This window comes from Pseudomonas sp. RC2C2 (genome assembly GCF_018390435.1).
GTDB lineage: Bacteria > Pseudomonadota > Gammaproteobacteria > Pseudomonadales > Pseudomonadaceae > Aquipseudomonas > Aquipseudomonas donghuensis.
On sequence record NZ_JAHBAX010000002.1, the window covers coordinates 1266364 to 1289459 of the forward strand.

Sequence of the window (23096 nt, forward strand, 5' to 3'; positions counted from 1 at the left end):
CATGAAATACACGACGTTCGCGCTGTGCCTGCTGACCCTGGCCGGCTGCGCCAATCAAGACACCCGGCAGATGCCGGTCCAGATCATGACCGCCAACCCGGCCAACGCCCAGGATGCCGAACTGCCGCGCAGCGAGCAGGTGCTACGCCCGCAGGACGTGCTCGATGTGATCTTCCACATCAGTACCAGCGGTTCGGCGGCGTACCGCATCCAGCCCGGTGACACCGTGGGCCTGCAGTTCCCGGCGGCCAGCTCGCTCAACGGCAACCAGCTGGTGCTGCCGGACGGCACCATCGAGCTGCCACGGGCCAACACCTCGGTGAACATCGCCGGGCAAACCCCGGATGAAGCGCGGCGGACCATCCAGCAGGCCTACCGCAACAAGCACCTGTTCCAGCCGGGGCGTGACAACGTCACCGTGCAGGTGATCAGCCCGCTGACCAACGAGCAGCAGCTGAAAAGCGCCCTCAGCCACCCCGCCACCGGCATGAGCCGCGAGATCACCGTGGGCAGCGACGGCCAGGCCAGCTTCCCGGAAATCGGCTCGGTACCGCTGCAGGGCATGACCGTCACCCAGCTGCAGACCTACCTGAACAAGCGCTATGCCGACCTGCCGGGGCGGATGACCGTGGACGTGATGCTCAAGTCCACCGCCGTCAACGAAATCTACGTATTGGGTGAAGTCGGCCAGCCCGGCGCCTACCCGATCCGCCGCCCGGTGTCAGTGCTCGAAGCCCTGACCCTGGCCCGAGGCCCGAACGTCAAGGCGCGGCTCGATTCGGTGGTGATCATGCGCCGCAACGGCAACCAGGTGCAGGCCGTGCCCTACAACGTCGACGAGGCCCTGGACGCCAGCGCGGCGCAAGTCGCCTACCTGCAGCCGGACGACATGCTCTATGTGCCCAAGACCAAGCTCGCCAGCGCCGGCGACCTGGCCCGGCAACTGGCTGACGTGGTGCTGTTCCAGGGGGTCGGTTTCAGCTTCGGTTATCGCGTTGACAACAAAGAAAGCGACAACAACTAATCCCAGGCGGGTATCCGAGCATGAATACAAAAGAAAACTACCTGCATGAATTCTTCAGGATCTTCTTTGCCAACCGCCAGTTGGTCAAACGTGTGTTCCTGGTCTTCGCAGTGATCGCCTTGCTGTTGCCGCTGGTGCTCAAACAGAGCTTCGACATTACGGCGCAAGTGATCGTGCAGTCGAAAAAACTGTCCCAGAGCGATACCAACACCGCCCTGGCCCAGGAGACCGACAAGTTCATCCCACCGTCGCTGGCCGACATGGAAACCGAGAGCAACATCCTGCGCTCGCCAACCCTGATCCGCGAAACCATCAGCCAGCTGCGCGCCGAGGGCAAGTACGAGGTTCCGCCAAGCCTGATGCAACGGATGGTGCTCGGGCCGATCCGCAACATCATTACCAACCCGCTGCGCGAGTACGTGGTCAACCCGCTGCGCTCGCTGTTCGGCCTGGAAGTCGACCCGGTGCGCGACACCGAGCTCGACACCCTGACCGATGACGCCATCGAGGACCTGAAAATCGAAACCCTGCCGGGCTCCAACGTGGTCTCGGTGACCTACAGCTTCCCCGATCCGAAACTGGGTACGCTGTTCGTCAGCCGCCTGCTCGACAACTACCTGCACAACCGCCAGAACCTGCAGTCCAACGAGCTGCCCGAGCAGTTCTACGAGCAGAAGAAACTGCAGTACCAGGTGCGCATGGATAACCTCGAAGGCAAGCGCTTGGGGATGCTCGAGAGCATCGGCTCCTCGGACCCCAAAGAAGAAATCACCTTCCGCCTCAACGCCATCAACACCGAAGAACAGGCGCTGAACCTGTACCGCGACCGCCTGCTGCAAAGCCAGCAGTGGCTGGAGTACCTGAAAACCAGCCTGGCTGCGGCCGGCAACGCTGGCATGCGCGATTTCGCCTTCCCCTACACCTTCACCACCACGGTCGACAACGTGGCGTTCGAGGACCGCGAGATCAAGCAGCTCGGTGAACAGCTGACCACCCTGGTGCTGACCTACGTCAGCGACCTGGCGGTGTTCCAGCCTGGCAGCGAGCAGATGCTGCTGCAGCGCGAACAGATCGCCAAGACCCGCCAGCAGTTCCTCAAGATCGTCGCCAACCGCATCAAGGAGCGTGAAAAGGACCTGGCCGTGGTGCAGAACGTGATCGCCCAGAAGACCCAGCGCATCGCTGACTTCAAAGGCCGCGTGCACCAGTTGCAAGAGACCCAGAGCAAGGCGCGCCAGCTCGACACCGAGATCGACGCCCTGCACAAGGCCTACTTTACCTACACCCAGCGCTACGAAGAGTCGCGTGGGGCCGACCTGCTCAACGGTCTGTCCAACGCGCGGATCCTCAGCGCGCCGTATGAGCCTGCGGAGCCGGCGTTTCCCAGGCCGCTGCTGATCGTGCCGTTCGGCATGCTCACCGGCCTGCTGCTGGCCATTGCCCTGGTGTACGTCAAAGAGTTCTTTGACCGGCGCTTCAAGCATCCGGCGCAAATCAGCCATCAACTGGACCTGCCGGTACTGCTGGTGATCAACGACCAGACCCCGGAAACTCCCAACCCTTACAAGGGCTGGTCGCTGCCGCGGCTGGTGCACTGGGTGCGCAATTGAACGCTGCGCTGACGCCCATGCGGCCCATCCTGCATCTGCTCAGCAGTGGTGGCTTCTACGGCGTCGAGCGCATGCTGCTGGACCACTGCCGGTCCACCCCCGGACAGCACCTGGTGCTGTTCCTCGGAGCCCCGGACCAACTGGTGGCGCGCTTTCGCGCCGCCGGCGTGGCCTGCCAGACCTGCGACGGTATGGGCGAGCTGCTCGGCCAATTGCGCCAGCGCCACGACCAGCAGCCGCTGATCAACAGCCACAACTTCAAGGGCCTGCTGTTCGGCTGGCTGGGGGCCAGGTTGTGGCGCCTGCCCATGGTCGCTACCCAGCACGGCTTCACCCCCACCAGCCGCAAGCAACACCTGTATACCTGGATCAGCCTGCAGCTGTGCCGCACCGCCACCATCGGCCAGGTGATCTGCGTGGCCGAAAGCATCAAGCGCATCCACCGCCAGGCGGGGGTTGCCGAAGCCAAGTTGCAGGTGATTCCCAACGGTTTGCCCGACGCCCAAGCGCTGCCCGAACGCCGCCATGGCGACGGTCGCTGGCTGGCCGGTTATGTCGGGCGCTTGAGCCGCGAAAAAGGCCCGGACCTGTTTCTCGATACCCTGATCCCGCTGTGCCAGCGTCATCCGCAGCTCGCTGCGGTGATGCTCGGCGACGGCCCGGAGCGCAAAGCCCTGCAGGCACGCATCGATGCCGCCGGCTTGAGCGAGCGTATTCGCCTGCCGGGTTATCAGGCCGACATGCGCGCCTGGATGGCGCGCCTGGATGCCCTGGTGATCAGCTCGCGCACCGAAGGTACGCCGATGATCCTGCTCGAAGCCATGCAGGATGGCGTACCGGTGGTGGCCTTTGGCGTTGGCGGTATTCCTGATGTGATCGAACACGGGCACAGCGGTCTGCTGGCCCGGCCCCTGGCGGTGGATGAGCTGGCAATGCAGCTTGAGGCGTTGATGCTCGACCCGGCCCAGGCCGGTGAGCTGATTACCCGGGCGCGGCACACCCAACGCGAACGTTATCACCTGCCGACGCTGGCGCAACGCTGGGCCCGGATATACCTGGGCGCGGCCACGGAGACCTGCGCATGATCATTCCCCTGTCCCTGATCGGCTTGCTGGCCATTGCCTGCCTGGCGCTGCTGGCCAGCCCCTACCCATTCCTCGCGCCCGGCGCGGTCATCGGCCTGGCCGGCCTGCTGGCGCTGTACAGGCGCCCGGCCTGGGGGCTGTTGGCGATCATCACCCTGGTGCCGCTCGAAGGCCTGTTCAAGGACAGCCAACTGACCGCCACCAAGCTGATCGGCGCCGCGCTGGCGCTGGTGCTGGTGCTGCAACTGGCGATCAAGCAACTGCCGGCCGAGCGCCTGCGCAGCACCATGTGGCGCCTGTTGCTGGGCTTTCTGGCGTTGTACCTGCTGAGCTTTCTGGCCAGCGACAGCAGCGAGATGTCCCTGGGCCATGTGCGTGAGTTGGCGGTAGGCCTGCTGCTGTTCGGCATCACCCTGTTGATCGGCCGCGAACTCGACCTGCCGATGCTGTACCGGCTGGTGACCCTGAGCGTCGGCCTGACCTGCATCATGGCCATGGTCTCGGCCAAGTACCAGGACGAAGGCCGCGCCGCGGGCCTGTTGGAAGACCCCAACGTGTTTGCCATGTTCATCGCCATCGCCGTGCCCATGGCCCTGTGGCTGGTGTTCAACAGCCCCGGGCGGGTGCAGAAGCTGCTCTGGATCGCCTGCTGCATCCTCTTGCTGGCGGGCATGACCAAGACCAACTCGCGCTCGGGCCTGGTGGTGCTATTGATCAGCTTAGGCATCGTGCTGGTGCACTACCGCACCCAGGTCGCCCACCTGCGCCCGCGGCACCTGGGCTTTGCCATGCTCGGCCTGGCGATCCTGCTGCCCACGCTGGTGGCGTTGATGCCGGAAAGCTACGTGGCGCGCATCCAGTCGCTGGCGCTGCTCAAGTCCGGGGTCAACGCCTTCAAGGATGATTCCCTGGGCAGGCGCTCCTCGTACATCGTGGTCGGCAGCAAGATGATCCGCGAGCATCCGCTGCTCGGCAGCGGTCCCGGCACCTTCCCCCTGCACTATGCCACCACCGGTTACGCCAAGGCCTTCTCGGCCAACCGCAAGGTCGGCGATTTGTACCGCCGGGCGCACAACACCTACCTGGAGATCTTCAGCGAAGTCGGCGTCCCCGCGGGCATCCTGTTCGCCAGCATGGTGCTGCTGGCCCTCTATAACGTCTGGCATGCCCGGCGCCTGTGGCTGCAACAGGGCGACCACTACCAGGCCGACCTGCTCACCCACCTGTGCATGAGCATGCTCGCCATCAGCCTGTTCCTGATGTTCCTCAGCGCGCCCAACCACAAGTACCTATGGATCATGCTGGCGCTGTCCAGCGTGTTGCGCGTTAACGCTGAACAGGCACGCCTGAAACAGGTGAAGGCATGAAAGTCAGTGTCATAGTACCGATGTTCAACGAGGCCCGGCATATTGGCCGAACCCTGCAGTCGGCGCTCACCGCCGCCGCTGATGCCGGCCTAGAGTGCGAGCTGATCGTGCTCGACAACGGCTCCAGCGACGACGGCGCGCAGATCGCCCGCCGCCTCGGTGCCCAGGTGCTGGAGCTGCCCGGGCTGACCATTGGCGCCCTGCGCAATCGCGGCGTGCAGGCCAGCAGCGGCGAGTGGCTGGCGTTTCTCGATGCCGATATCGAAGTACCCGAGCACTGGCTGAGCCTGCTGCTCGACCTGCATGCCGAAGGCCGTGGCGACGTATTTGCCCTGGACTGCGACACCCCGCGCCAGGCGCCCTGGTTCGCCCGCGCCTGGCAACGGCGCACCCTGCGCGCAGGCTTGCCGGCACTGCACCGTATGCAATGGCTGCCGACCCCCAACCTGCTGATGCAGCGCCACTGGTTCGACAAGGTCGGAGGTTTTAGCGAAACCCTGCGCACCGGCGAAGACAAGGATTTCACCTGGCACCTGAACAAGGCCGGCGCACGCCTGTTGGCCCTGCGCAATCCGGTGGCGTTGCACTGGGGCTTCGAAGGCAGTTGGAGCGAGTGGCTGGGCAAGGAGCTGTGGCGCCAGGGCAGCAACCTGCAACTGCTGCGCAGCAACGGACCGAGCCTGCGCCTGCTGCGCTTTCCGCTGTTGTCGCTGAGTATCTGGATGCTAGATGCCCTGGCCTTGTCGGCGCTGCTCTTTGGTTACCCGCGCCTGCCGCTGTTCATGCTGTTCATCGCCAGTGCCCCGGCGCTGGTGCTGAGCCTGCGCCAGAGCCTGACACACCGCGACCCGCTTTTTGCCCTGCAGCTCTGGGGCCTGCACTGGATCCGCCTGCACCTGGCCGGCGCGGCCTTCGTGTTCAGCCTGTTCAACTGGAACGCCAGGAGGCCCGCCCGTGGCTGAGTTGATTTTTTGGTTGTGCCTGTTACTGCCATTTTATGCCTGGCTGGGCTACCCCTTGCTGCTGACCCTGGTCGGGCCGCTGTTCCGCCGGCATGCACCTGCGCCGCTGGCGCCGCAACGGGTCAGCGTGGTGGTGGCCGCCCACAACGAAGAAGGCAATATCGACAACAAGCTGCGCAACCTGCTGGCCCAGGACTACCAGGCCGAACACTTGCAGATCGTCGTCGCCAGCGATGGCTCCACTGACCGCACCGTGGCCCTGGCGCGCGGCTTCGACGACCCGCGCATCCAGGTCCTGGACCTGCCGCGCCTGGGCAAGAACAGCGTGCTCAACGTCGCCGTCACCCAGTGCACGGGCGACATCGTGGTGTTCACCGACGCCGATGTGCATTGGATCGACGGCACCCTGGCGGCGTTGCTGGCGCCCTTTGCCGACCCGCAGGTCGGTGGCACGGTGGGCAAGATGATCATCCCGGTGCCCGGCAAGGGCCTGAGCCTGGGCGAAAGCCTGTACCGCCACTACGAAGCCTGGCTGCGGCGGGTGGAAAGCCGCACCGGTTGCACGGTGTCCGCCGACGGCGCCCTGCAGGCGCTACGCCGCGAGCTGTACCAGCCGATCCCGGCGCGGGTCAACGACGACTTCTATATCAACACCTGCGCGCCAGTCGCCGGCAAGCGCGTGGTCTACGTCGACGAGGCCCTGGTGCTCGACCAGGGCGTGGACGAGGCCGAGCGCCAGTTCAGCCGCCGTCAGCGCGTCACCGTTGGCGGCCTGATCAGCCTGGCCGCCCGTCGTGAGCTGCTCAACCCGCTGCGCCATGGTCTGTACGCCATTGCCCTGATCAGCCACAAGCTGATCCGCCGTCTGGCGCCGGTGCTGTTGTTGCCGCTGTTGCTGACCAACCTGTGGTTGCTCGACGGCCACGGTTTTTACCAACTGACCCTGGCCGCGCAATTGCTCGGCTATGGCGCTGCCATCGCCGGCCTGCTGGATGTGCGCCAACGCCTGCCCAAGCCGTTTCGCCTGGCGGCCTTCGTGCTGGTGACCCTGGCCGGAATGAGCGTCGGCCTGTGGCAGTTCCTGCGTGGGCACAGCTACAACCAATGGACCCCCGACCAGACTCGATGAGCACCTGACATGCCGATAAAAACCAGTATCAAGCGTGCCAGCGGTTGGCTGTACCTCAATTCGCCCAAGGGTCGCAGCCAATTGCGCGGCGCCGGGGTGATCCTCATGCTGCACCGGGTGCTGGCCGAGGACAGCAGCGCCGCCCTGCCCCATCGCAACGAACTGTGCGTCGGCCCCCAGGCCTTTGAGCGCTTGCTGCGCTGGCTGCAACGTCACTTTGACTGCGTGCACCTGATGGACCTGCTCAAAACCCACGAGCAGCCGCGCAACGGCGGCCGCCCCAAGGTCGCCCTGACCTTCGACGACGGCTGGCGCGACAACGCCTTGAATGCCTTCCCGCTGCTGCAGCAATACCAGGTGCCGGCGAGCATCTTTTTGTCCACCGACTACATCGGCAGCCGCCAGCGCTTCTGGTGGGAAAGCCTGGGCGAAACCCTCTGGGGCACCCATGGCGAAATCTCCCGCCGGGCGCTGATCGAGCAGTTGCGCAAGATCGGCAGGCCGCTGCCGGCCGCCTACTTCATGAACGAACAGGCCCATGCCCGCAGCAGGGCCCTGGGTAAATACCTGCAAAGCCTGAAAACCCTGAGCCCGATCGCCCTGCATCATCTCACCGATGCCTGCCCGGCCGAATCCCTGCCCCAGGCCCTGGACTGGAACCAGGTGCGCCACCTCGAAAACTCCGGGCTGATCAGCTTCGGCCCCCACGGTGCCAGCCACGCGCTGCTGCCGGGCCTGGACGACCAGCGCCTGGAAGAGGAACTGAGCCGCAGCCACTACGCCCTGCAACAAGGCTGCAAGCAGCCGCTGCCGGTGTACTGCTACCCCAACGGCGACCACGATGCACGGGTGCGCGAGCGCCTGGCGGCGCACTGCTACCCGTTTGCCCTGAGCACCCGCCCGGGGATCTGCCAGGGCCATGACGACCCCCTGGCCCTGCCACGCATCAGCGTCAGCCAGCGCACCGCCAGCCGGCCCACCTTGCTGGCCTGGCGGATCAGCCGCGGGGGCCGCCCATGAGCCGCAGCCACTATGTTCGCCACCTGCTGCTGAGCATGGGCACGCGCCTGGCGATGATCGCCCTGCGGCTGATGCGCAACGTGCTGCTGGCGCGCATTCTCGGCCCTAGCGAGCGCGGCCTGTTCGCCCTGCTCAGTACCCTGCCCGACCTGATCAGCGCCGCCACCAGCGGCGGCCTCAACACCGCCGTCGGTTACCAGGCGGCCAAGCAGCGCAGCATGGGCCTGCTGCTCAGCCAGGTGCTGATCTACGGCTGCCTGGTGGCCGGCGCCCTGACCCTGATCTGCGTGGCCCTGGCCCGGGCGTTCGGCAACGAACTTGAAGTGACCACCCAGCTCGGCCTGCTGGCCTGGCTGTTGCTGCTGGCGGTGCCGCTGACGGTGCTCAAAAGCGGCCTGCTGACCCTGCACAACGCCACCGGCGGCGTCGGCGCCTTCAACGCCTTGCGCCTGACCGAGTCGCTGGTGCCGCTGCTGCTGTTTGTCGGGCTGTTCTGGATGTGGCAGCACGCGGCGCTGGAAGCGGCGCTGATCAGCTGGCTGCTGGGCCTGAGCCTGGTGGTGCTGCTGGGCCTGTACTGGCTCGGCAAGCAGCACTCGATCCGCCTGTGCTGGGATCGCAGCGGCCAGCGCGAGCTGCTCTCGTACAGCGCAAAAAGCCACCCGGACGTGCTGTTCCAGCAGGTGATCCTGCGCTCGGACTACCTGTTCATCAGCGCCATGCTCGGCAGCGCCGCCCTCGGCCACTATGCCATGGCCAGCGCGGCGGCCGAACTGTTGCTGATCGTCCCTGAAGCGGTGACCACGCCGTTGATGAAGCGCCTGCTGCAGCAGGACGCCGGCATGGACAAGCTCACCCCGCTGGCCCTGCGCCTGACCGCCACGGTGATGCTCGGCGCCTGCCTGAGCATGGCGCTGATCGGCGAGTGGCTGATCGTCACCCTGTTCGGCGCCGAATACCAACCGGCCTACCCGGCCTTGCTGGCCTTGCTGCCGGGGCTGTTCGGCCTGTGCTATGCGAGCATCCTGCGCCTCGACTTGCTGGGCAAGGACCGCCCCGGCACGGTATCGCTGATGATGGGCCTGGGCGCGGCACTGAACCTGGTGCTCAACATGCTGTTGATTCCCGCCTACGGCATCGTCGGCGCCGCCATGGCCTCGTCCATCGCCTACCTGGCGGTGACCCTGGCGATGTTGCTGCTGTACTGCAAACTCAGTCGCGTGGCGTTCTGGCAAACCTTGCTGGTACTGCCCAGCGACCTGGCGCCACTGCGGCAGATGCTGCAACGGCGGCCAGCATGAAGCCCATGGCCCTGGTGGTGAGCGGCGTGCTGTTGAGCGCCAGCGTGCAGGCTGTGCCCTTGCACTGGGGCGACCTGCGCGATGGCAGCCTGTACCTGCAGGCGGCCAAGGCCGACACCGTGACGGTCAGCTGGCAACCGGCCTGGCAGGCCGACGCCAACCCCGAACACATCTTCCTGCTCAATGGCCAGGGCCACTTGCAGGCCGATCGCCCGATCAAGGCCAATGAACCCCGTGGCCGGGTGCAATGGCCACTGGCGGCGAGCACCAGCGACTACCAGCTGGAAATCCCCGGCTACAGCTTCAGGCGGTATCGCATCGAGCACGCCGACAGCACCCGCGCCCTGTTCGCCCCGGCCAAGGTGCACTTCAGTGCCGAAGTCGGGCCCAATGTGGAGCTGTACTTTCGTGTGCCCGCGGGCGAAAAAGCCACCCTGGCCGGTAAATACCACGGCGGCGTGCGCGGTCTGCAGGTGCAGCGCCTGGGCGATAACCAGCAACTGAGCCTGGCGCTCAAGCCCTACCCGGCCTACTGGCAGTTCGATCGTTTGCCGCTGCCGGTGTCCAGTCACGCGCAAACCTTCCGCCTGCAGTTGCAAGGCCGCGGCAAGGCAGCGTTCTGGCTCGACGGCAGCGCCAACCTGTTCGCCCAACAGGCCGAACAACTGGGGCCGCTGCACAACGCCGAGGGCAAGGTCATGCTAACCCTGGGCCACAAGGTGCTGGGCCGTACCCCGGACCTGGGCGTCAACCTGCCCTATGTGCTGCCGCCACCCTCCAGCTATGCCGCGCTCGACGCCCTGCGCCCGCAAGCCGCCGGCTATTACAGCTTTGCCGACTTGCTGGCGCGCCAACCCGGCTACGAAAATGAGTTCCGTCGCTTCTACCAGCAACGCTATGCGATCAAACAAGACATCACCCTGCTGGCCGGCACCGGCCGCGAGTCAGTGTTGGCCGCCAACCGCACCAGCAACGACGGCCTCGACGACTGGCTCAACACCACCCGCAACCTGGGCGGCAGCACCCTGCACTACCTGGCCTTCGCCGATGAGCCGAACCTCAACTACAGCGACTACCCGAGCTTCAGCCGCTACTTCCAGGCCATGGCTGAGCACGTGCAACACAGCCCAGGGGCCCGCGAGGCCGGGGTACGCATCGCCATGCCGGCAAGCTCGCGGCTGGTCAACGGCCCCCTGCACAGCAGCAGCGAAACGCGCATCGGCCTCGATTGGGCGCGGCGCCTGCTCAAAGACCACGGCCAGCAGATCGACGCCCTGGCCTGGCACGAATGGATGGTCCGCGACCTGCTGGCCACCCGCAGCTACCGCGACTCGGTACGCCAGGCCGCAGCCCTGGTCGGCCTCGATGCCCAAGGCCGGCCGAACAAGGCGCTGCTGCTCGACCAGACTAACGTCTCCAGCGGCTCGACCTTGAGCCCTTACGATCAGGAAACCCACTTCACCGCGCTGTGGTGGGCGTCGGTGGTGATCAACGCCTCCCAGGACGGCCTGCTCGACATGCTCAACTGGTTCCACGTTGCCGATGAGCCCGAGTGGCCCAAGGGCATGGTCCGGGTGCTGGGCGAGAACGGTTTTGAACTCAAGCCCGTGGGCCTGGCCCAGCAGTTCATCCAGCAGCACTGGCTCGACCAGGTGCTGGCCCTGGACAACGACGCCTTCGAAGTCGATGCCCTGGCCATGGCCCGCGGCAAGCAGCGCAGCCTGCTCGGGGTGAACAAGGGCGAGCGCCTGCAGCAGGTGAGCCTGGCCACCGAGCAAAGCTGCCTGCAAGGCGCCCTGACCTTGTTTGGCCCCGACAACCAACCACGCAGCGCGCGCTTTACCTGCGAACGCGGCCGTATTCAGTTTCAACTACCGGGGCAGACCCTGTTCGCCCTGACCTGGAGCGCGTCATAAGCGCGCACCTCACCTGCCAGCAACAGGAGGCACCATGAGTGCTTTGAGCAAAATCCAGGATCGCATCAAGCGCAAAGGACTGCGCAATACTATTCGCGCTGGGGTCAAGCGCTACCTGTTCTACCACTGGGAACTGCTGTGGATGGAGCGTGACCTGGTCAGCCCCGTGCCGCCGCACAAGCTCAAACCCTACCCGGCGTTGCGCGTCGAAACCATCACCGTGCACAACGTGCGGGCCTTCGCCAAACACTTTGGCGAGCGCATCGAGACCATGCGCGAGCTGGCTGGCGAAGGCCACACCGGGCTGATGTTCCTCGATGACGCCGGCGACACCGTGGCGTTTATCTGGGGCAGCCTGCGCCACTACCACGATCGCCACTACTACGGCTGCTGGTTCCCGGTGGAGCCTGGGCAGTTCTTCGAGTTTGGAGGCGAAATGATCCGCCGCTACTGGGGCTCGCAACTGTCGGTCGACGTGCAGCTGGAGCTGTGGAAAGCCATGGCTGCCCAGGGTTGCGACACCGTGGTGGACGTGTGCGAGAGCCACAACATCCCGGCGCTTAAGCTGCACCTGCGCATGGGCTATAAGGAACAGGGGCGGATCATGCACGTGTACTGCCTGTTCGGGCGCTGGAAGTTCTTCCGCGAAACGCGCTACAGCGAATCGCGCCTGGAGGCCCTGCGCAAACCTGAAGCCAGCGCGGCCCCGGCCACGGTGACCTGAGCCCATGAACCTTGAACTGCAGTGGTACCCGTCGTTGGCGGCGGCGGACTTCCCCGCCGCCGACTACGAGCAACTGCGCCAGCAACTGGCCGACAGCACGCCGTTCAACCACCTCGACTGGCTGCGTGCGGCGGAAGCGGCGCTGACAGCCGGGCAACAGTTGCAGGTACTGGTGGGCCGCGATCAGGGCAGATTGAGCCTGTGCCTGCCGCTGATTCGCAGCCATGAGCGCTTCGGGCCACTGACGGTGCAGGTGGTGCGCCATTTGGGTTATCCGCTCAGCGACCGCATCGCCCTGCTCTGCGACCTGCCGGCCAAGGCGGCCGCGCAGGTGCTACGGGCAATCCGCAAGCAACTGCCCCACGCCCTGCTGCAACTGGACGAAGTGCCCGCCGGCGCGGTGGCCCACAGCCTGCTCAGACATTGGGCGCGGCGCAGCTCCACCCATGAACAGCGCCTGAACTGCCGGGTGCCGGTGCACCGCATCGTGCCCGAAGATCGCCAGGAAATCAGCGGCGACCCGCGCTACAAACTGCGCCGCGCGCGCAAGCGCATTGCCGCCTGCGGCGCCCAGGTACGCAGGATTGTCCCGGATGCAAACACCATCACGCCACTACTCGATGCCATCAGCGCCGTCGAAGACCTCAGCTGGAAAGGCGACAACGACGTCGGCATCTTCTCTGGCCGCCTGCGCCGCCAATGGATGTACCAGGCCTTCACCGCCCTGGCGGCCCAGGGCCTGGTTCGCCTGGTGCTGCTGGAGCTCGATGGCCGCTGCATCAGCTACCGCCTGGGTGTGTTCGAGCGCGGCCGGGTGTACGACTACAACCTCGCCTTCGTCCCCGCCCATGCCGAACTTGGCAGTGGCCGCGTGCTGCTGGAGGAATGGATTCACTGGGGCCTGGACGACGGTTGGGAATGGGTCGACGCCTCGCGGGTGAGCCTGAACAACTCCAGCCACCAACTGCACGAACGCATGAGCGCCACCCTCGAACAGCAACGGCAAAGCTTCTACAGCTGGCGCCCCAGCGGCCTGGCCCTGGGCCTGGCCTTGCGCCTGTGGCAGCGCTTCAAGCCGCAGTTGCAGCGCCTGCGCCAAACACCCTCGGCCACAGCCGCCGAGCCCGACTCACCACAGGAGAACCCGGATGCCCTCACAGGTCATCGTCAACGCTGACGACTTCGGCCTCAGCGCCCACACCAACGCGGTCATCCTGCATGCCTTCCAGGCCGGGCTGATCAGCTCGGCCACGGCCATGGCCAACATGCCGGCCTTCAGCGCCGCCTGCAGCCTGGCGCAGTTGCCGGCCTTGCGCGGGCGCATCGGCCTGCACTTCAACCTCACCTACGGCCGGCCGCTGAGCGAAGCGATTCGCCAGCAGCCACGCTTCTGCGCGCCCAACGGCGAATTCGACCTGCGCCTGAAACAGCGCACCCTGCGCCTGAGCCGCGCCGAACGCGAAGCGGTCGAGCAGGAACTGCAGGCGCAGTGGCAGCACTGCCTGAACCAGGGCCTGATGCCCAGCCACCTCGACTCGCACCAGCATGTGCATAACATCTGGCCGATCGGGGTGATTGTGGCCCGGTTTGCTGCGCGTGAGGGCGTGGCGGTGAGGTTGGCGCGTAACCTGGGGCACAACATCGGGCCGCTCAAGCGGGTGTTCAAGACGCTGCTTAATCGCCGCTTGAAGCAGTTGGCGGGGGCAACGGCGGATTATGTGTGCACGCCTGCGGATTTACGCGCGGGGTTGGCGCCGGCGCAGGGGCTGCTGGAGGTGGTGGCGCACCCGAGTGCGTTGGGGGGGCATGATTTTGGGGATGCGTATTTGGGGAGTGGGGAGTCGTTGAAGGCGTTGGTGGAGCTAAGGTTGGCGGGGGTGCCGCGGGTGGGGTATAAAGCTTTGAATGGCGATCGTGAGTTACAGACAGAAACAATTTGAAGCCGTAGGATTTTAACCTCACCACCCTAGAGGAGCATTAATATTTACGAGCAAGTAGGTGGACGCGCTTAGTCTGTCGCCAATCCGCTTGGTCGGCGACAGACTATTCCATTGTTCCTATAGCGCTGATTGCCTATTACGTGGGTTTCATCTCTGTTCCTCCCCTTCTGCTAAATACAATGCCAATCAATACCGAGGCCCAGTCAATTGACCATTGCGATCGTGGACCGGACTCCCATTGGGCACCAATATATCCATGTACTCCCACACCAAACGTCGCAAGCGATTTATCCCCCAAAGGCATAGGTGTAACATGGCCATCATTGAATACCTTTCCATTATTGTTGTTTGACCACCCTTGACGTTGAGATGGATTAGCCACGAGACTACACGCGGTTGCAAAATACACTTTATCCATCGCACTGGAAAAAGGTTTCGCTGCAGCGGCACTTGTCTTGTCGTTAAGAAAAGCGAGTGAACTGATGCTAGTGTAGTGAATGCCGTGCGTCTTATCCAACTCCTGCCTGACACCACCAAGGGTTAAAACTTTGTCGCCATTTACTGATGACAGAAGGGCATAGGTCAGCGCCTCTGTAGACGTACTGAGTGTATCCACTTCCAGTCACGTCGCCCAATAATTTACATCGTCCATTAGATGGATAACGGTCAAGCCGGTCAACACTGATAAGAACTCTACTTTGTATTCTGCACCTACTTGGAAACTGAAATTTTTGCTTTAACCGCTTTTTATTCTTTGATATTCCGAACCGTCCGCACTCCAGAATACAATGTCACCTTTCACGCCTTTGTTCAGCTGGTCGTTGAAAAATTTGGCATTTACCGTAGATCCGGAATATCCTTGGCCATTCGGCATGGGTTTAAAGCTAAACCGAATTTTTATCGCGCTCAATAATGTGCCAGCTTTTGTCGGTGTTCACAGCAAAATACTGTTCACCCACCCACAAAAATACCGGACTTCCTTGTACCATAGTCAACTGAACGGTTATTTCGCTCATGATGCTCTCCTGGGAATTACCTAAGGCGTAGCAAAAATTGAGAATATATTGAGCAAGATAGCGTTTCGAGCAGTAAAGAATAGACAACCATTTGTCGATCCAGCCCGCCATCATTACGCCACCGCCCATCCTTGTTCACTTTTTACAGTTTTTTATGCACAGCATTTCACTGATCTTTTTCAACGCCTAGCTACCTAGTACTCTATCAAGGGTCGCCAAAATCGATAAACAGAGAGTGCCTTAAAAAATGTCCTTCGCACCTGACAAAAATAATAGGTACCCCTCCCCTGAGGTCCCGCTCATCAGATCCCCAACTGTTCCTCTGGCCAGAATTAGCTCACGCAGCCTTCGTTCTGAAGTCAAAATCTAATACTGCACTATAAATGCAGGCTGCGTGGTGCACTCATAAGAGCCGGCACTTTCTGCAACTAAGCATTGCTCGACCAGCCGGCTCGATGCGATATAACCTGCAAAAATATATAACCTATGTTACAGACTCGCCTGAGAGGACTAAGACACTCCACAGTGGGAGTGCCAAAAGAAGAAGCTGCGTAAAAGTGCACAGGGGGCCTGCGCAGCCCCCTGTGCCGCCATTTATAGGGGGTTGCACCCCGCAGCAACGGCATCCTGATGCGTGACATAAGGACGATACGGTTCAAGGTACCATTGCGGCTTGGATCTATATGCAGTCAACAAACAAACAAATTGACGACGCATACTACCTTGAGACTTTTCATTATCACGCCATTGAGGGTCCTGGCCGTTACGTGCAACCAATTCATTGTACATTGCTTCGGTCTGATCCTCTCTGATTGACCGTCCAGTCTCTGTTGGGGTCACTTCCAGGCTCCACTCGTCTTTACCAGTACCGGGATCAAAACGTAGGACCCATTTAGCTTGCGAGATATAATGGCCAGCGCTTGAAGCAGCGACGGGGTTACATTCTGCAGCTACAGACTCTTCGTGTGTGACATAAGGTCGGAAGGGTTCGAGAAACCACTGATCTTTAGTTCTGTATTGCGTCAAGAGACATACGAGTTGTCGACGCATACTTCCTTTAGCCATCTCGTTCTCCTGCCACTGTTGATTGCTGCCGTTCCGCACCCACAATTCGTTGTACATTGCCTCTGTCTCTTCAGGGCCAATGTTCCGGCCGCGCTCAGTGGGAGTAACTTGCAGGGACCATTCGTTTTTTTGCGTGCCAGGGTCAAAGCGCTCGACCCATTGGGTAGACGCAATATATGTCCCCGATTGAGCTGCTGGAATATCTGGGCCACCCGTTTCAGTACTGGTGTCGAAAGGTATGGCTTGGTCAGCAGCTGAATACCCGAAACGTTCCGTAGCGGGTTTAGTGAAGTCTACCCATATAATCGGAACGTGGTAGCCCTTCGCGTAAAGCTTTTTCTGAAAGTTCCTGGCAACGGTAAGCCCGTCCTCAGGTTTCTGCGCAGCAGTATCCCCCATAGTTTGGTAGTTGTAGTTGCTTTTTGCGTTATACACAAAAGCATCTATGTATTGCATATTGAGCGAACCATCGTTAGTCGCGGACGCATTGCGCAACATGAACTCATTCGTAGCGGTATTAATAGCGTAAGGATTAAGCAAATCCGTATTGGTTCTATACTCATGGATCTTAATCATCTCATCCCAGCCAGCAGGATCCTCTGCGCTCCAAGAGCATTGCTCTTTTTGGATAGAGCGGAACCATCCGGTAGTGTATGTATTTATCCATTCTTGAGTGGTTCTAACCCCTTGATCTTTACAAGAACCATAAGCCCATTGCCCGTTCTTGTTGTTAATAGGCGGCTTTCCCGCATTGCTGGGAACGCCGGCACCAGACTGCCCACAACCGTACCATTTTCGGTCAGGTCCGGTACCCGCATCAAACGAATAAATGCAGGTAAACCCGTCCTCTTTGACCGGAAGCTTCAGTGCAACCGAGTCGGCCGGGTTTCGCATAATGAAGCCAGCCGGGTGCATCAACATAGTGATACTTAGATCGCGTCTTAACCATGTCCATGACGTGGCTCCCGTCTGAATTGCCCAATTGCTATAATCCCAAGGATTGAAGGGACCGTCGTTAACCATGCGTATGCTTACACCACTGCAGTAATAGTGCCCTCGGGCAGCGCCGGTATCAGACTCTTTACAGTCATTTTTTACACTGTTGTAATTGGATAATATCCGTCGCACGGTATCTTGCGGAGGCAGAGGTTTGGTCTGTAAATCTGAATAGGCGTTGAAGATGGGCAGCGTACAAAGCACGCCCAAGGTCATTATTTTAGAGTTCATTTGTAGCTCCTGTTCAGGTGTCAACTGGTGTCGAAGTACCGATTTTTGATTTCGCAAAAGCCGGCACTTATTGACGATCCGACCGGCAACCAAGCTTCTTTAGTTAAAGAGGATTACAATGCTTTGCCGTGGCCTGCTCATGCGTTACATATGGACGGAAAGGCTCAAGATTCCACTCTTGCTTGCTACGGTAATTATCGACAAGGCACACCAGTTGTCGACGCATACTTCCCGAGGACTTTTCGTTGTCACGCCATTGCCAATCTTGCCCTTTTAAAGCAAGCAGTTCCTTATAGAAATTATCGGTGTCTGCTGGTGTGATGTTGCGTCCCCGAACGCTAGGAACTACAGAAAGCGTCCACTCATTTTTCTGTGTACCAGGATCATATCGATTGATCCAGGTGGCCGACTTAATAAACTTTGCAATAGCATTGCAACCTGCGGCCACGGAATCCTGATGAGAGACTTCAGGACGGAAAGGCTCTAGGTTCCACATCTCTTTACTTCGGGTTGTCGTCAAATGGCAGACCAATTGCCGACGCATACCACCACCATCGTTTTCCTGCCACTCTGCATCGGATCCGTATTTTTGAACTAATTCGTCGTAAAATGCTTGTGTTTGATCAGCCTTAATTTCTCGGCCGCATGGCGTAGGCACCAATGAAAGCGTCCATTCATCCTGTTCAGTGCCTGGGTCGTAGCGCTTTATCCAACTCGCACTTTGAATATAGCTTGAGCACTTATTGGTCAGTTCCGCCGTGTCTGTATCTTTGGGCGCGGCAACCTGATCAGCACTGTTATATTTGAAAGTTGCATCTTCTGCAGAACGGGTTGGCAATGTTAGTTGGATAATAGGTGCAAAATGACCGGAGGTTGTCTGATAGTCCAACTGAGCAGCTTTCGCATTTTCCAGCCCCCCTGAGGTGTAAAAGAAGGCTCTAATGGGAAACGTCCCGCGGGGGGGATGTTGGCCAAGTAGCGATGCGCAGTTCGTTTTGTTGTGTAATGGTCTCGTCCACAGCCAACCGACCGCCTTGAAGTCCCGCCCAAAACGTGCTGGCCGAGTAGCTTGCTGCATCATCGGCAAGGTAGAAACTGCACTGACTAAGTCTATCTTTATTTTCTTTGTTAAATTTGTTATACCACTCTGACCCTGTAGTAACACCTTGCTTATCACACCGATCACTCACGGGGCCTTTATTGCTCTGCCCACAGCCACGGTTATTTCGCCCGTTAGTTCCGCCATCAACGGGGAAGTAACACAAATAATCAAGCGCCAACCTCCCTGGCGGGGCAATATCTGTATTGTACAAAATAAATCCGCTATTAAGATTACTCACCAGTCTTCTGAATTCAGCATCCTTCCTCAAGTAAGAAAACGATACGGCCCCTGATTTTTCCTATAAAGGGCTGTAGTCCCAAGTATGATAATCATTAGAAGGATAAGTTGCGCGAATCACTACACCTGAACAAAGATAGGCTGCTCGAGAGAGTGAGCCGCAGTCTTTGGTTGTATTGTTATAAAGCTGGGTTAACGACGTCGCAACTCGTTGCCCTACCTCATCCGCCGTTGGGGCTGCCAGGCAAGCTCCCGCGAATAGGGATGCACTAGCAGCAGAAGTTATCCGGGATAATACACTCATGCTTGGTGTCTCCTGATTTACATTATCCAGGGCCGCAATTGACACACTGTCGGCAAGCGAGAGTCTGATACTCCATGAGTCCAGTCGCCGGCAAACCCAGTGCCCAGAAACGCCCGAAGCCCTATTTGAACCGCCAAGACAATGTATTTTTCGTTTTCATTTCTGGCTACTAGTAAAAATGCTAGTTTTTAATCGAAAGGCGTGCCCACATGCATGCTGCGAAGAGAATTGTCAACTGTTAAAAGTGCTAGTTTTTTCAAGATCCCGAGCACTGCAACTGCCGCGCTGTAAGCGCCGAGTTTTTAGAGTTCAGCCCCTCAAAGGAAGGCATAAGGTAGCGTGAAAACCCAGATGGGTGGTTCGGTAAAAATCAAGAAATATCAAGAGTTATCTACTAGTAAAATGCCAGGCGTATAGATATCAAGGCATTAGTTGAAACGTGCCACCTAGCATTTTTTGTCAGTTGTGCTCCTTCTCAAAGCATGGAATAACAACTGAACACTAATTCACGCCGCTATTCGCTCACACCTACTTTTCGCGCTGAGCATTTCATTATAAAACTCATAGCAAATCCACTTTTTTTCTATTGATCACGACTAACCTATACAGTCTCCAAGTACAGGCTAGCCCCGGAGAAGAAACTGCCAGCGCGTTAACAGCATTCTCTAAGCACACACGCGCTGACTGTGGAAAACCTAGCGCACCGGCTTTCCTCTGTAGTGGGGTTATGCTCAGAGATACAAACCCATCGACTAAAGACGCGACATTCTGGACAAAGGTCTTCAATGAGCTCAAAACGCGTGGTGTCGAAGACGTGCTCATCGCTGTCACTGGCGGCCTCAAGGACATGCCAGAAGCGCTGGCAGCGGCGGCTTGAAGGCGTGTCTGAGATCGTGTGATTTCGTTTTTCGTATTTCTGCCAGCGATCCGAAAGGTGATCTACACCACCAAAGCCATCAAAAGCATCAACACCCAACTACGCAAGATCATTAATACTCGCGGCCACTTCCCCACGGACGATGCGGCGACAAAGTTGATCTGGTTGGGACTACGAAATATCACCGCCAATTGGGGAAAAGCGGCTCATGATTGGAAGAATGCTATGAATCAGTTTGCGATTCTGTACGGAGATCGGTTCATCAGGCCGACGTGGTGAAATCAAGGCCTGCCTGATGGCAGGCCATTACCGACCCGCACACAGAAAATCTGACAGGCCCAAACAGGGTGCCCTTCCTACCGCAGCTCTGCTACTGGCAAAAAAGATAGTTTTATCATGCAACCAGCCAGGCAAAGCAGCCTCTGCCGTACACCCTCAAATAGATTGCTTCCCCACCTCCACCCCATCCAAAACCGCATCAATCAACGCCACCGCCATCTCCACCGAGTGCTGCGTCGACCACACAAAGCCCTTCCCCGCGTCACTGCTGTACTGCAGGGCTTCAGCAATGGTCGAACTGGCACAGCGCAAATACAGCAACGCGTGCACCAGTGCATCTTCGGCACTCACGCCAGCGCGTACGCAAAACAGAGGGGGGTGTTCAGGGCAGCTTTTGACGGGCGTCTCGATGGTTTCAACGAGGTGCAGCGATGGTGGATCAGGAACAGGCTTTTTCATGGTCAACTCCGAGTGTTAATGGAGCCACCACGCATTCGTCGCCAAACAAATGGGTGGCAGCTGTACGCGGGTTGGCGAACCGGAACACTCGGAAACCCGGCAGGGCCGAAGCCCTCCCACGCACAGCTGCCATAAAACAGACGGCCACGTCTGTCGACGGCGCCAGCCAGCATTGGAAGCCTCACGAGTGAATGCCGGGTCGCCAAACCCGGTCACTGAATGTGTCAGTGACCGACGGAGCCTAGTGTGCTGGCTTGACTCGGGCAAGCTTGTGAGGTCGACAGAATGCGTAGGATAGGTCCTAGGACGCTGCGCTGACCAGCGCTGGGCCAGTACTTTGTCGCGGATAAAACCTATGTGCGCATCGATGGCCGCCAGCTGGCGCTCGGCAGCCCAGCGCCAGGTGGTGGTAAAGACCACGCGCGGTTATCAGGCGTTCGATGGCGCGCAACCGGGGCCAAGGGTCGATGATCTGTTCGAGGCCACCTTCAATGCAATGCCCCCCGATACCCGTGAGGCGATGTCGTTAGCCGACAGCAACGCGCTAAAAACCCAGGTGCGCAGCCTGGCCTTGCAACACCGCGACCAGCTCAGCCAATGGCTGTGGTCGTACCCGCGCTTGACCTGGGCTGAAGGGGGCGGCCTGCGCGGCGGCAGTGGTCGCGGCTATCCGCAGGGCCATCAGGCCCTGGCCTCGCTGGTGGCGCGCTATCGGCGGCTGTACCCGGCGCTGAGCGACGCCCAGGCACAAGCGGCGCTGAACAGTTGGGCGGCGGTCAACCTCAATGCCGCCGAACAGCTGGTGCGCCTGGAGGCGCAATTCACCCGCCTGCGGCACGACCTGGTGCAATGGTCCATGGGCAACGAAGCCCGCGAAACCCTGCGCCGGGAGCTGATCAGCGTCTGGCAGCAGGAGCGCTTTCGGTACTTGCCCGACGGCAGTCGGGTGTTCCAGCTGAACATGGACGAGAGCGGCTTGACCCGCGCAGACCTGAGCAGTTTCCCAGCCATCGAAGCGTCATTTGCCCACGTGCGCGAGCTGTCGCTGGACGATAACCCGCTGGATGAACTGCCACGGGCCTTCAGCCGCCATTTTCCCAACCTGCAGCGCCTGTCGTTGAGCAGCACCCAACTGTCCCGGGTACCCGCTGGCCTGGGTGCGCAGCTGCGGGTGATGGACCTGTCGGACAGCGCACTGACCTGGTCGCCTGCCGACCAGTTGGCGTTGCAGCAATACCCCAACCTTGAGGAATTGCAGCTGTCGGCCAACCCGCTGGCAACCCCACCGGACCTGACCGCCCTGAGGCAACTGCGCAGGGTTGATTTGTCGCACGCGCAACTGCGCGCGCTGCCACCCGGCCTGCCCGGTTTGCACCAGGCGCAATTGATCGACCTGAGCGCCAATCGACTGCAACGCCTGCCGGTCGGTTTCATGGTGCCGGAGCCTGTGGCACGGGCGCTGCGCCTGGAGAACAACCCCTTCGATGAGGTCTCCCTGACCCGCATCGAGCACTACTTCGAAACCAGCGGCGTCGACCTGATGGTCTCCGACTTCAATTACCAGGACCTGTTGTTCACGGCGACACCCGAGCAATTGGCACTGTGGCGGCGCCTGCAACTGAACGCACCACGGCCCTTCGTTCGCCACCTGCGCGAGCTGTACGGACGGCTGGATTATTTAACCGCGCCCCATGCCACTCTGCGCCGTTGGTGGCGGGTACTGGCGTGGCTCGAGCAGGCGCCCGCCAATCAGGCGCTGATGGTGCCGGAGATTGCCCGCAACCTGTTGGCCCTTGAGCCGCAGGCGCAAAGCGCTTTTGCCATGGCGGCGCCTACCTTTACGCTGCGTGCCGAACGATTGTTACAGGTGGTGGTCGAGCGGGTGCGCTTGCAGGCGGTGCGCAACGCCGCCGACCAGGCCAGTACGGCGTTGATTCTTGGCGATGCCGCCGCTACGGCGAACCGCGAGCCGATTCGGCAAGCGTTTTTCTCCTGGATGCTGCAACAGCTGGGCAACGACCCGACGCTGGTCATGTCAGCTACGCCGCTGAATGGCGAGCCGGTGTCCATCGAGCTGATCGAGCCCTACTTGCAGCAACAACCAGGCAGCTGGCTGGAGCCGCTGCGCGAGCACGTTGAACAGCTCAACCCGGGCACCGAAGCAGGCTTGAACGCCGTCTTGCAGCGCTACACAGGCACGCGGATTTTTGTCCATGGCGAGTGGGCCGCCTTGCTGCGCCAGCACTTTGCCCCGGCCTTCATCGAGCTGGAAACCCAGTACGCACGCACACTGGAAATGGCTGCGGGCATGATTGACGACCCCGTGCAATTGCAGGTGTATACCCAGGACCTGGAGCACCAGCAGCTGCAGCGACTCGATGCGCTGATGCGACAGCTGACGCGTAATATCGAGTTCGAACCCCACGCAGAGTAATAACTACCACCCGATGCC

At 60.5% G+C, this 23096-nt stretch carries 18 protein-coding genes and 1 pseudogene; 14 read left to right on the forward strand and 5 right to left on the reverse strand.

Annotation, left to right across the window (positions count from 1 at the left end; translation table 11 throughout):
- Position 1 precedes the first annotated feature (1 nt).
- The 12 genes from KHO53_RS24465 to KHO53_RS24520 are packed head-to-tail and all read left to right on the forward strand — an operon-like array spanning position 2 to position 14078.
- A complete protein-coding gene (locus tag KHO53_RS24465) occupies positions 2-1024 on the forward strand; it encodes a polysaccharide biosynthesis/export family protein (protein WP_010226851.1) in 1023 nt (340 codons plus the stop codon).
- 20 nt (positions 1025-1044) lie between these two features.
- Positions 1045-2634: a GumC family protein gene (locus KHO53_RS24470; RefSeq protein WP_100783104.1), complete on the forward strand. Its 1590-nt coding sequence runs from the start codon at positions 1045-1047 to the stop codon at positions 2632-2634.
- Entirely contained in the window at positions 2631-3719 is a 1089-nt protein-coding gene (locus KHO53_RS24475; RefSeq protein ID WP_026001543.1) for a glycosyltransferase family 4 protein, read from the forward strand. The genes KHO53_RS24470 and KHO53_RS24475 overlap by 4 nt, the downstream gene beginning before the upstream one ends.
- Positions 3716-5086 carry an O-antigen ligase family protein gene (locus KHO53_RS24480; protein ID WP_036997095.1) on the forward strand — a complete coding sequence of 457 codons (1371 nt, stop codon included), beginning with the start codon at positions 3716-3718 and terminating at the stop codon, positions 5084-5086. Before KHO53_RS24475 ends, KHO53_RS24480 begins: the two co-directional genes overlap by 4 nt.
- Positions 5083-6048 (forward strand): glycosyltransferase family 2 protein, encoded by a 966-nt coding sequence (locus KHO53_RS24485; protein ID WP_100783105.1) that lies wholly within the window; start codon positions 5083-5085, stop codon positions 6046-6048. Before KHO53_RS24480 ends, KHO53_RS24485 begins: the two co-directional genes overlap by 4 nt.
- Positions 6041-7177, forward strand: coding sequence for a glycosyltransferase family 2 protein (locus tag KHO53_RS24490; protein ID WP_213571122.1), 1137 nt, complete (start codon positions 6041-6043; stop codon positions 7175-7177). The genes KHO53_RS24485 and KHO53_RS24490 overlap by 8 nt, the downstream gene beginning before the upstream one ends.
- A gap of 9 nt (positions 7178-7186) precedes the next feature.
- Positions 7187-8197, forward strand: a complete 1011-nt coding sequence (locus tag KHO53_RS24495) for a polysaccharide deacetylase family protein (RefSeq protein WP_010220530.1) — start codon at positions 7187-7189, stop codon at positions 8195-8197.
- Positions 8194-9498, forward strand: a complete 1305-nt coding sequence (locus KHO53_RS24500; RefSeq protein ID WP_213571124.1) for an oligosaccharide flippase family protein — start codon at positions 8194-8196, stop codon at positions 9496-9498. The genes KHO53_RS24495 and KHO53_RS24500 overlap by 4 nt, the downstream gene beginning before the upstream one ends.
- Positions 9495-11414, forward strand: a complete 1920-nt coding sequence (locus tag KHO53_RS24505; RefSeq protein ID WP_213571126.1) for a hypothetical protein — start codon at positions 9495-9497, stop codon at positions 11412-11414. Before KHO53_RS24500 ends, KHO53_RS24505 begins: the two co-directional genes overlap by 4 nt.
- A 34-nt stretch (positions 11415-11448) precedes the next feature.
- Complete coding sequence (locus KHO53_RS24510; RefSeq protein ID WP_010220527.1) at positions 11449-12138, forward strand: GNAT family N-acetyltransferase; 690 nt, start codon at positions 11449-11451, stop codon at positions 12136-12138.
- 4 nt (positions 12139-12142) lie between these two features.
- The gene (locus tag KHO53_RS24515) at positions 12143-13315 is read left to right on the forward strand and encodes a GNAT family N-acetyltransferase (RefSeq protein WP_213571128.1); all 1173 of its coding nucleotides are present in this window, start codon (positions 12143-12145) and stop codon (positions 13313-13315) included.
- Positions 13287-14078: a carbohydrate deacetylase gene (locus tag KHO53_RS24520; RefSeq protein WP_213571130.1), complete on the forward strand. Its 792-nt coding sequence runs from the start codon at positions 13287-13289 to the stop codon at positions 14076-14078. Before KHO53_RS24515 ends, KHO53_RS24520 begins: the two co-directional genes overlap by 29 nt.
- Positions 14079-14214: 136 nt before the next feature.
- Here KHO53_RS24520 and KHO53_RS24525 read toward each other — a convergent pair whose 3' ends face one another.
- The 4 genes from KHO53_RS24525 to KHO53_RS24535 form a co-directional block, all read right to left on the reverse strand.
- Positions 14215-14694: a hypothetical protein gene (locus KHO53_RS24525; RefSeq protein ID WP_213571132.1), complete on the reverse strand. Its 480-nt coding sequence runs from the start codon at positions 14692-14694 to the stop codon at positions 14215-14217.
- A gap of 268 nt (positions 14695-14962) precedes the next feature.
- Entirely contained in the window at positions 14963-15094 is a 132-nt protein-coding gene (locus KHO53_RS25825) for a hypothetical protein (protein ID WP_258701686.1), read from the reverse strand.
- 594 nt (positions 15095-15688) lie between these two features.
- Positions 15689-17386, reverse strand: coding sequence for a DUF2599 domain-containing protein (locus tag KHO53_RS24530; protein ID WP_159388725.1), 1698 nt, complete (start codon positions 17384-17386; stop codon positions 15689-15691).
- 103 nt (positions 17387-17489) lie between these two features.
- Entirely contained in the window at positions 17490-18572 is a 1083-nt protein-coding gene (locus KHO53_RS24535; RefSeq protein WP_213571134.1) for a DUF2599 domain-containing protein, read from the reverse strand.
- A gap of 1205 nt (positions 18573-19777) precedes the next feature.
- Here KHO53_RS24535 and KHO53_RS24540 point away from each other — a divergent pair.
- A pseudogene (locus KHO53_RS24540) lies at positions 19778-20185 on the forward strand (transposase); the annotation flags it as partial.
- Between the two features lie 156 nt (positions 20186-20341).
- On the opposite strand, the gene KHO53_RS24545 reads toward KHO53_RS24540, so the two are convergent.
- Entirely contained in the window at positions 20342-20644 is a 303-nt protein-coding gene (locus KHO53_RS24545; RefSeq protein WP_159388727.1) for a DUF3077 domain-containing protein, read from the reverse strand.
- Positions 20645-20999: 355 nt separating this feature from the next.
- Between KHO53_RS24545 and KHO53_RS24550 the strand changes: the two genes are divergently transcribed.
- Complete coding sequence (locus tag KHO53_RS24550; RefSeq protein ID WP_213571136.1) at positions 21000-23078, forward strand: leucine-rich repeat domain-containing protein; 2079 nt, start codon at positions 21000-21002, stop codon at positions 23076-23078.
- Positions 23079-23096: the final 18 nt, after the last annotated feature.

Bases quoted from the DNA above. Each gene is read 5' to 3' on its own strand.
- KHO53_RS24465 (WP_010226851.1), top strand. From the start codon at position 2: ATGAAATACACGACGTTCGCGCTGTGCCTGCTGACCCTGGCCGGCTGC.
- KHO53_RS24470 (WP_100783104.1), top strand. From the start codon at position 1,045: ATGAATACAAAAGAAAACTACCTGCATGAATTCTTCAGGATCTTCTTT.
- KHO53_RS24480 (WP_036997095.1), top strand. From the start codon at position 3,716: ATGATCATTCCCCTGTCCCTGATCGGCTTGCTGGCCATTGCCTGCCTG.
- KHO53_RS24485 (WP_100783105.1), top strand. From the start codon at position 5,083: ATGAAAGTCAGTGTCATAGTACCGATGTTCAACGAGGCCCGGCATATT.
- KHO53_RS24495 (WP_010220530.1), top strand. From the start codon at position 7,187: ATGCCGATAAAAACCAGTATCAAGCGTGCCAGCGGTTGGCTGTACCTC.
- KHO53_RS24500 (WP_213571124.1), top strand. From the start codon at position 8,194: ATGAGCCGCAGCCACTATGTTCGCCACCTGCTGCTGAGCATGGGCACG.
- KHO53_RS24505 (WP_213571126.1), top strand. From the start codon at position 9,495: ATGAAGCCCATGGCCCTGGTGGTGAGCGGCGTGCTGTTGAGCGCCAGC.
- KHO53_RS24510 (WP_010220527.1), top strand. From the start codon at position 11,449: ATGAGTGCTTTGAGCAAAATCCAGGATCGCATCAAGCGCAAAGGACTG.
- KHO53_RS24515 (WP_213571128.1), top strand. From the start codon at position 12,143: ATGAACCTTGAACTGCAGTGGTACCCGTCGTTGGCGGCGGCGGACTTC.
- KHO53_RS24520 (WP_213571130.1), top strand. From the start codon at position 13,287: ATGCCCTCACAGGTCATCGTCAACGCTGACGACTTCGGCCTCAGCGCC.
- KHO53_RS25825 (WP_258701686.1), bottom strand. From the start codon at position 15,094: ATGAGCGAAATAACCGTTCAGTTGACTATGGTACAAGGAAGTCCGGTA.
- KHO53_RS24530 (WP_159388725.1), bottom strand. From the start codon at position 17,386: ATGAACTCTAAAATAATGACCTTGGGCGTGCTTTGTACGCTGCCCATC.
- KHO53_RS24545 (WP_159388727.1), bottom strand. From the start codon at position 20,644: ATGAAAAAGCCTGTTCCTGATCCACCATCGCTGCACCTCGTTGAAACC.
- KHO53_RS24550 (WP_213571136.1), top strand. From the start codon at position 21,000: ATGTGCGCATCGATGGCCGCCAGCTGGCGCTCGGCAGCCCAGCGCCAG.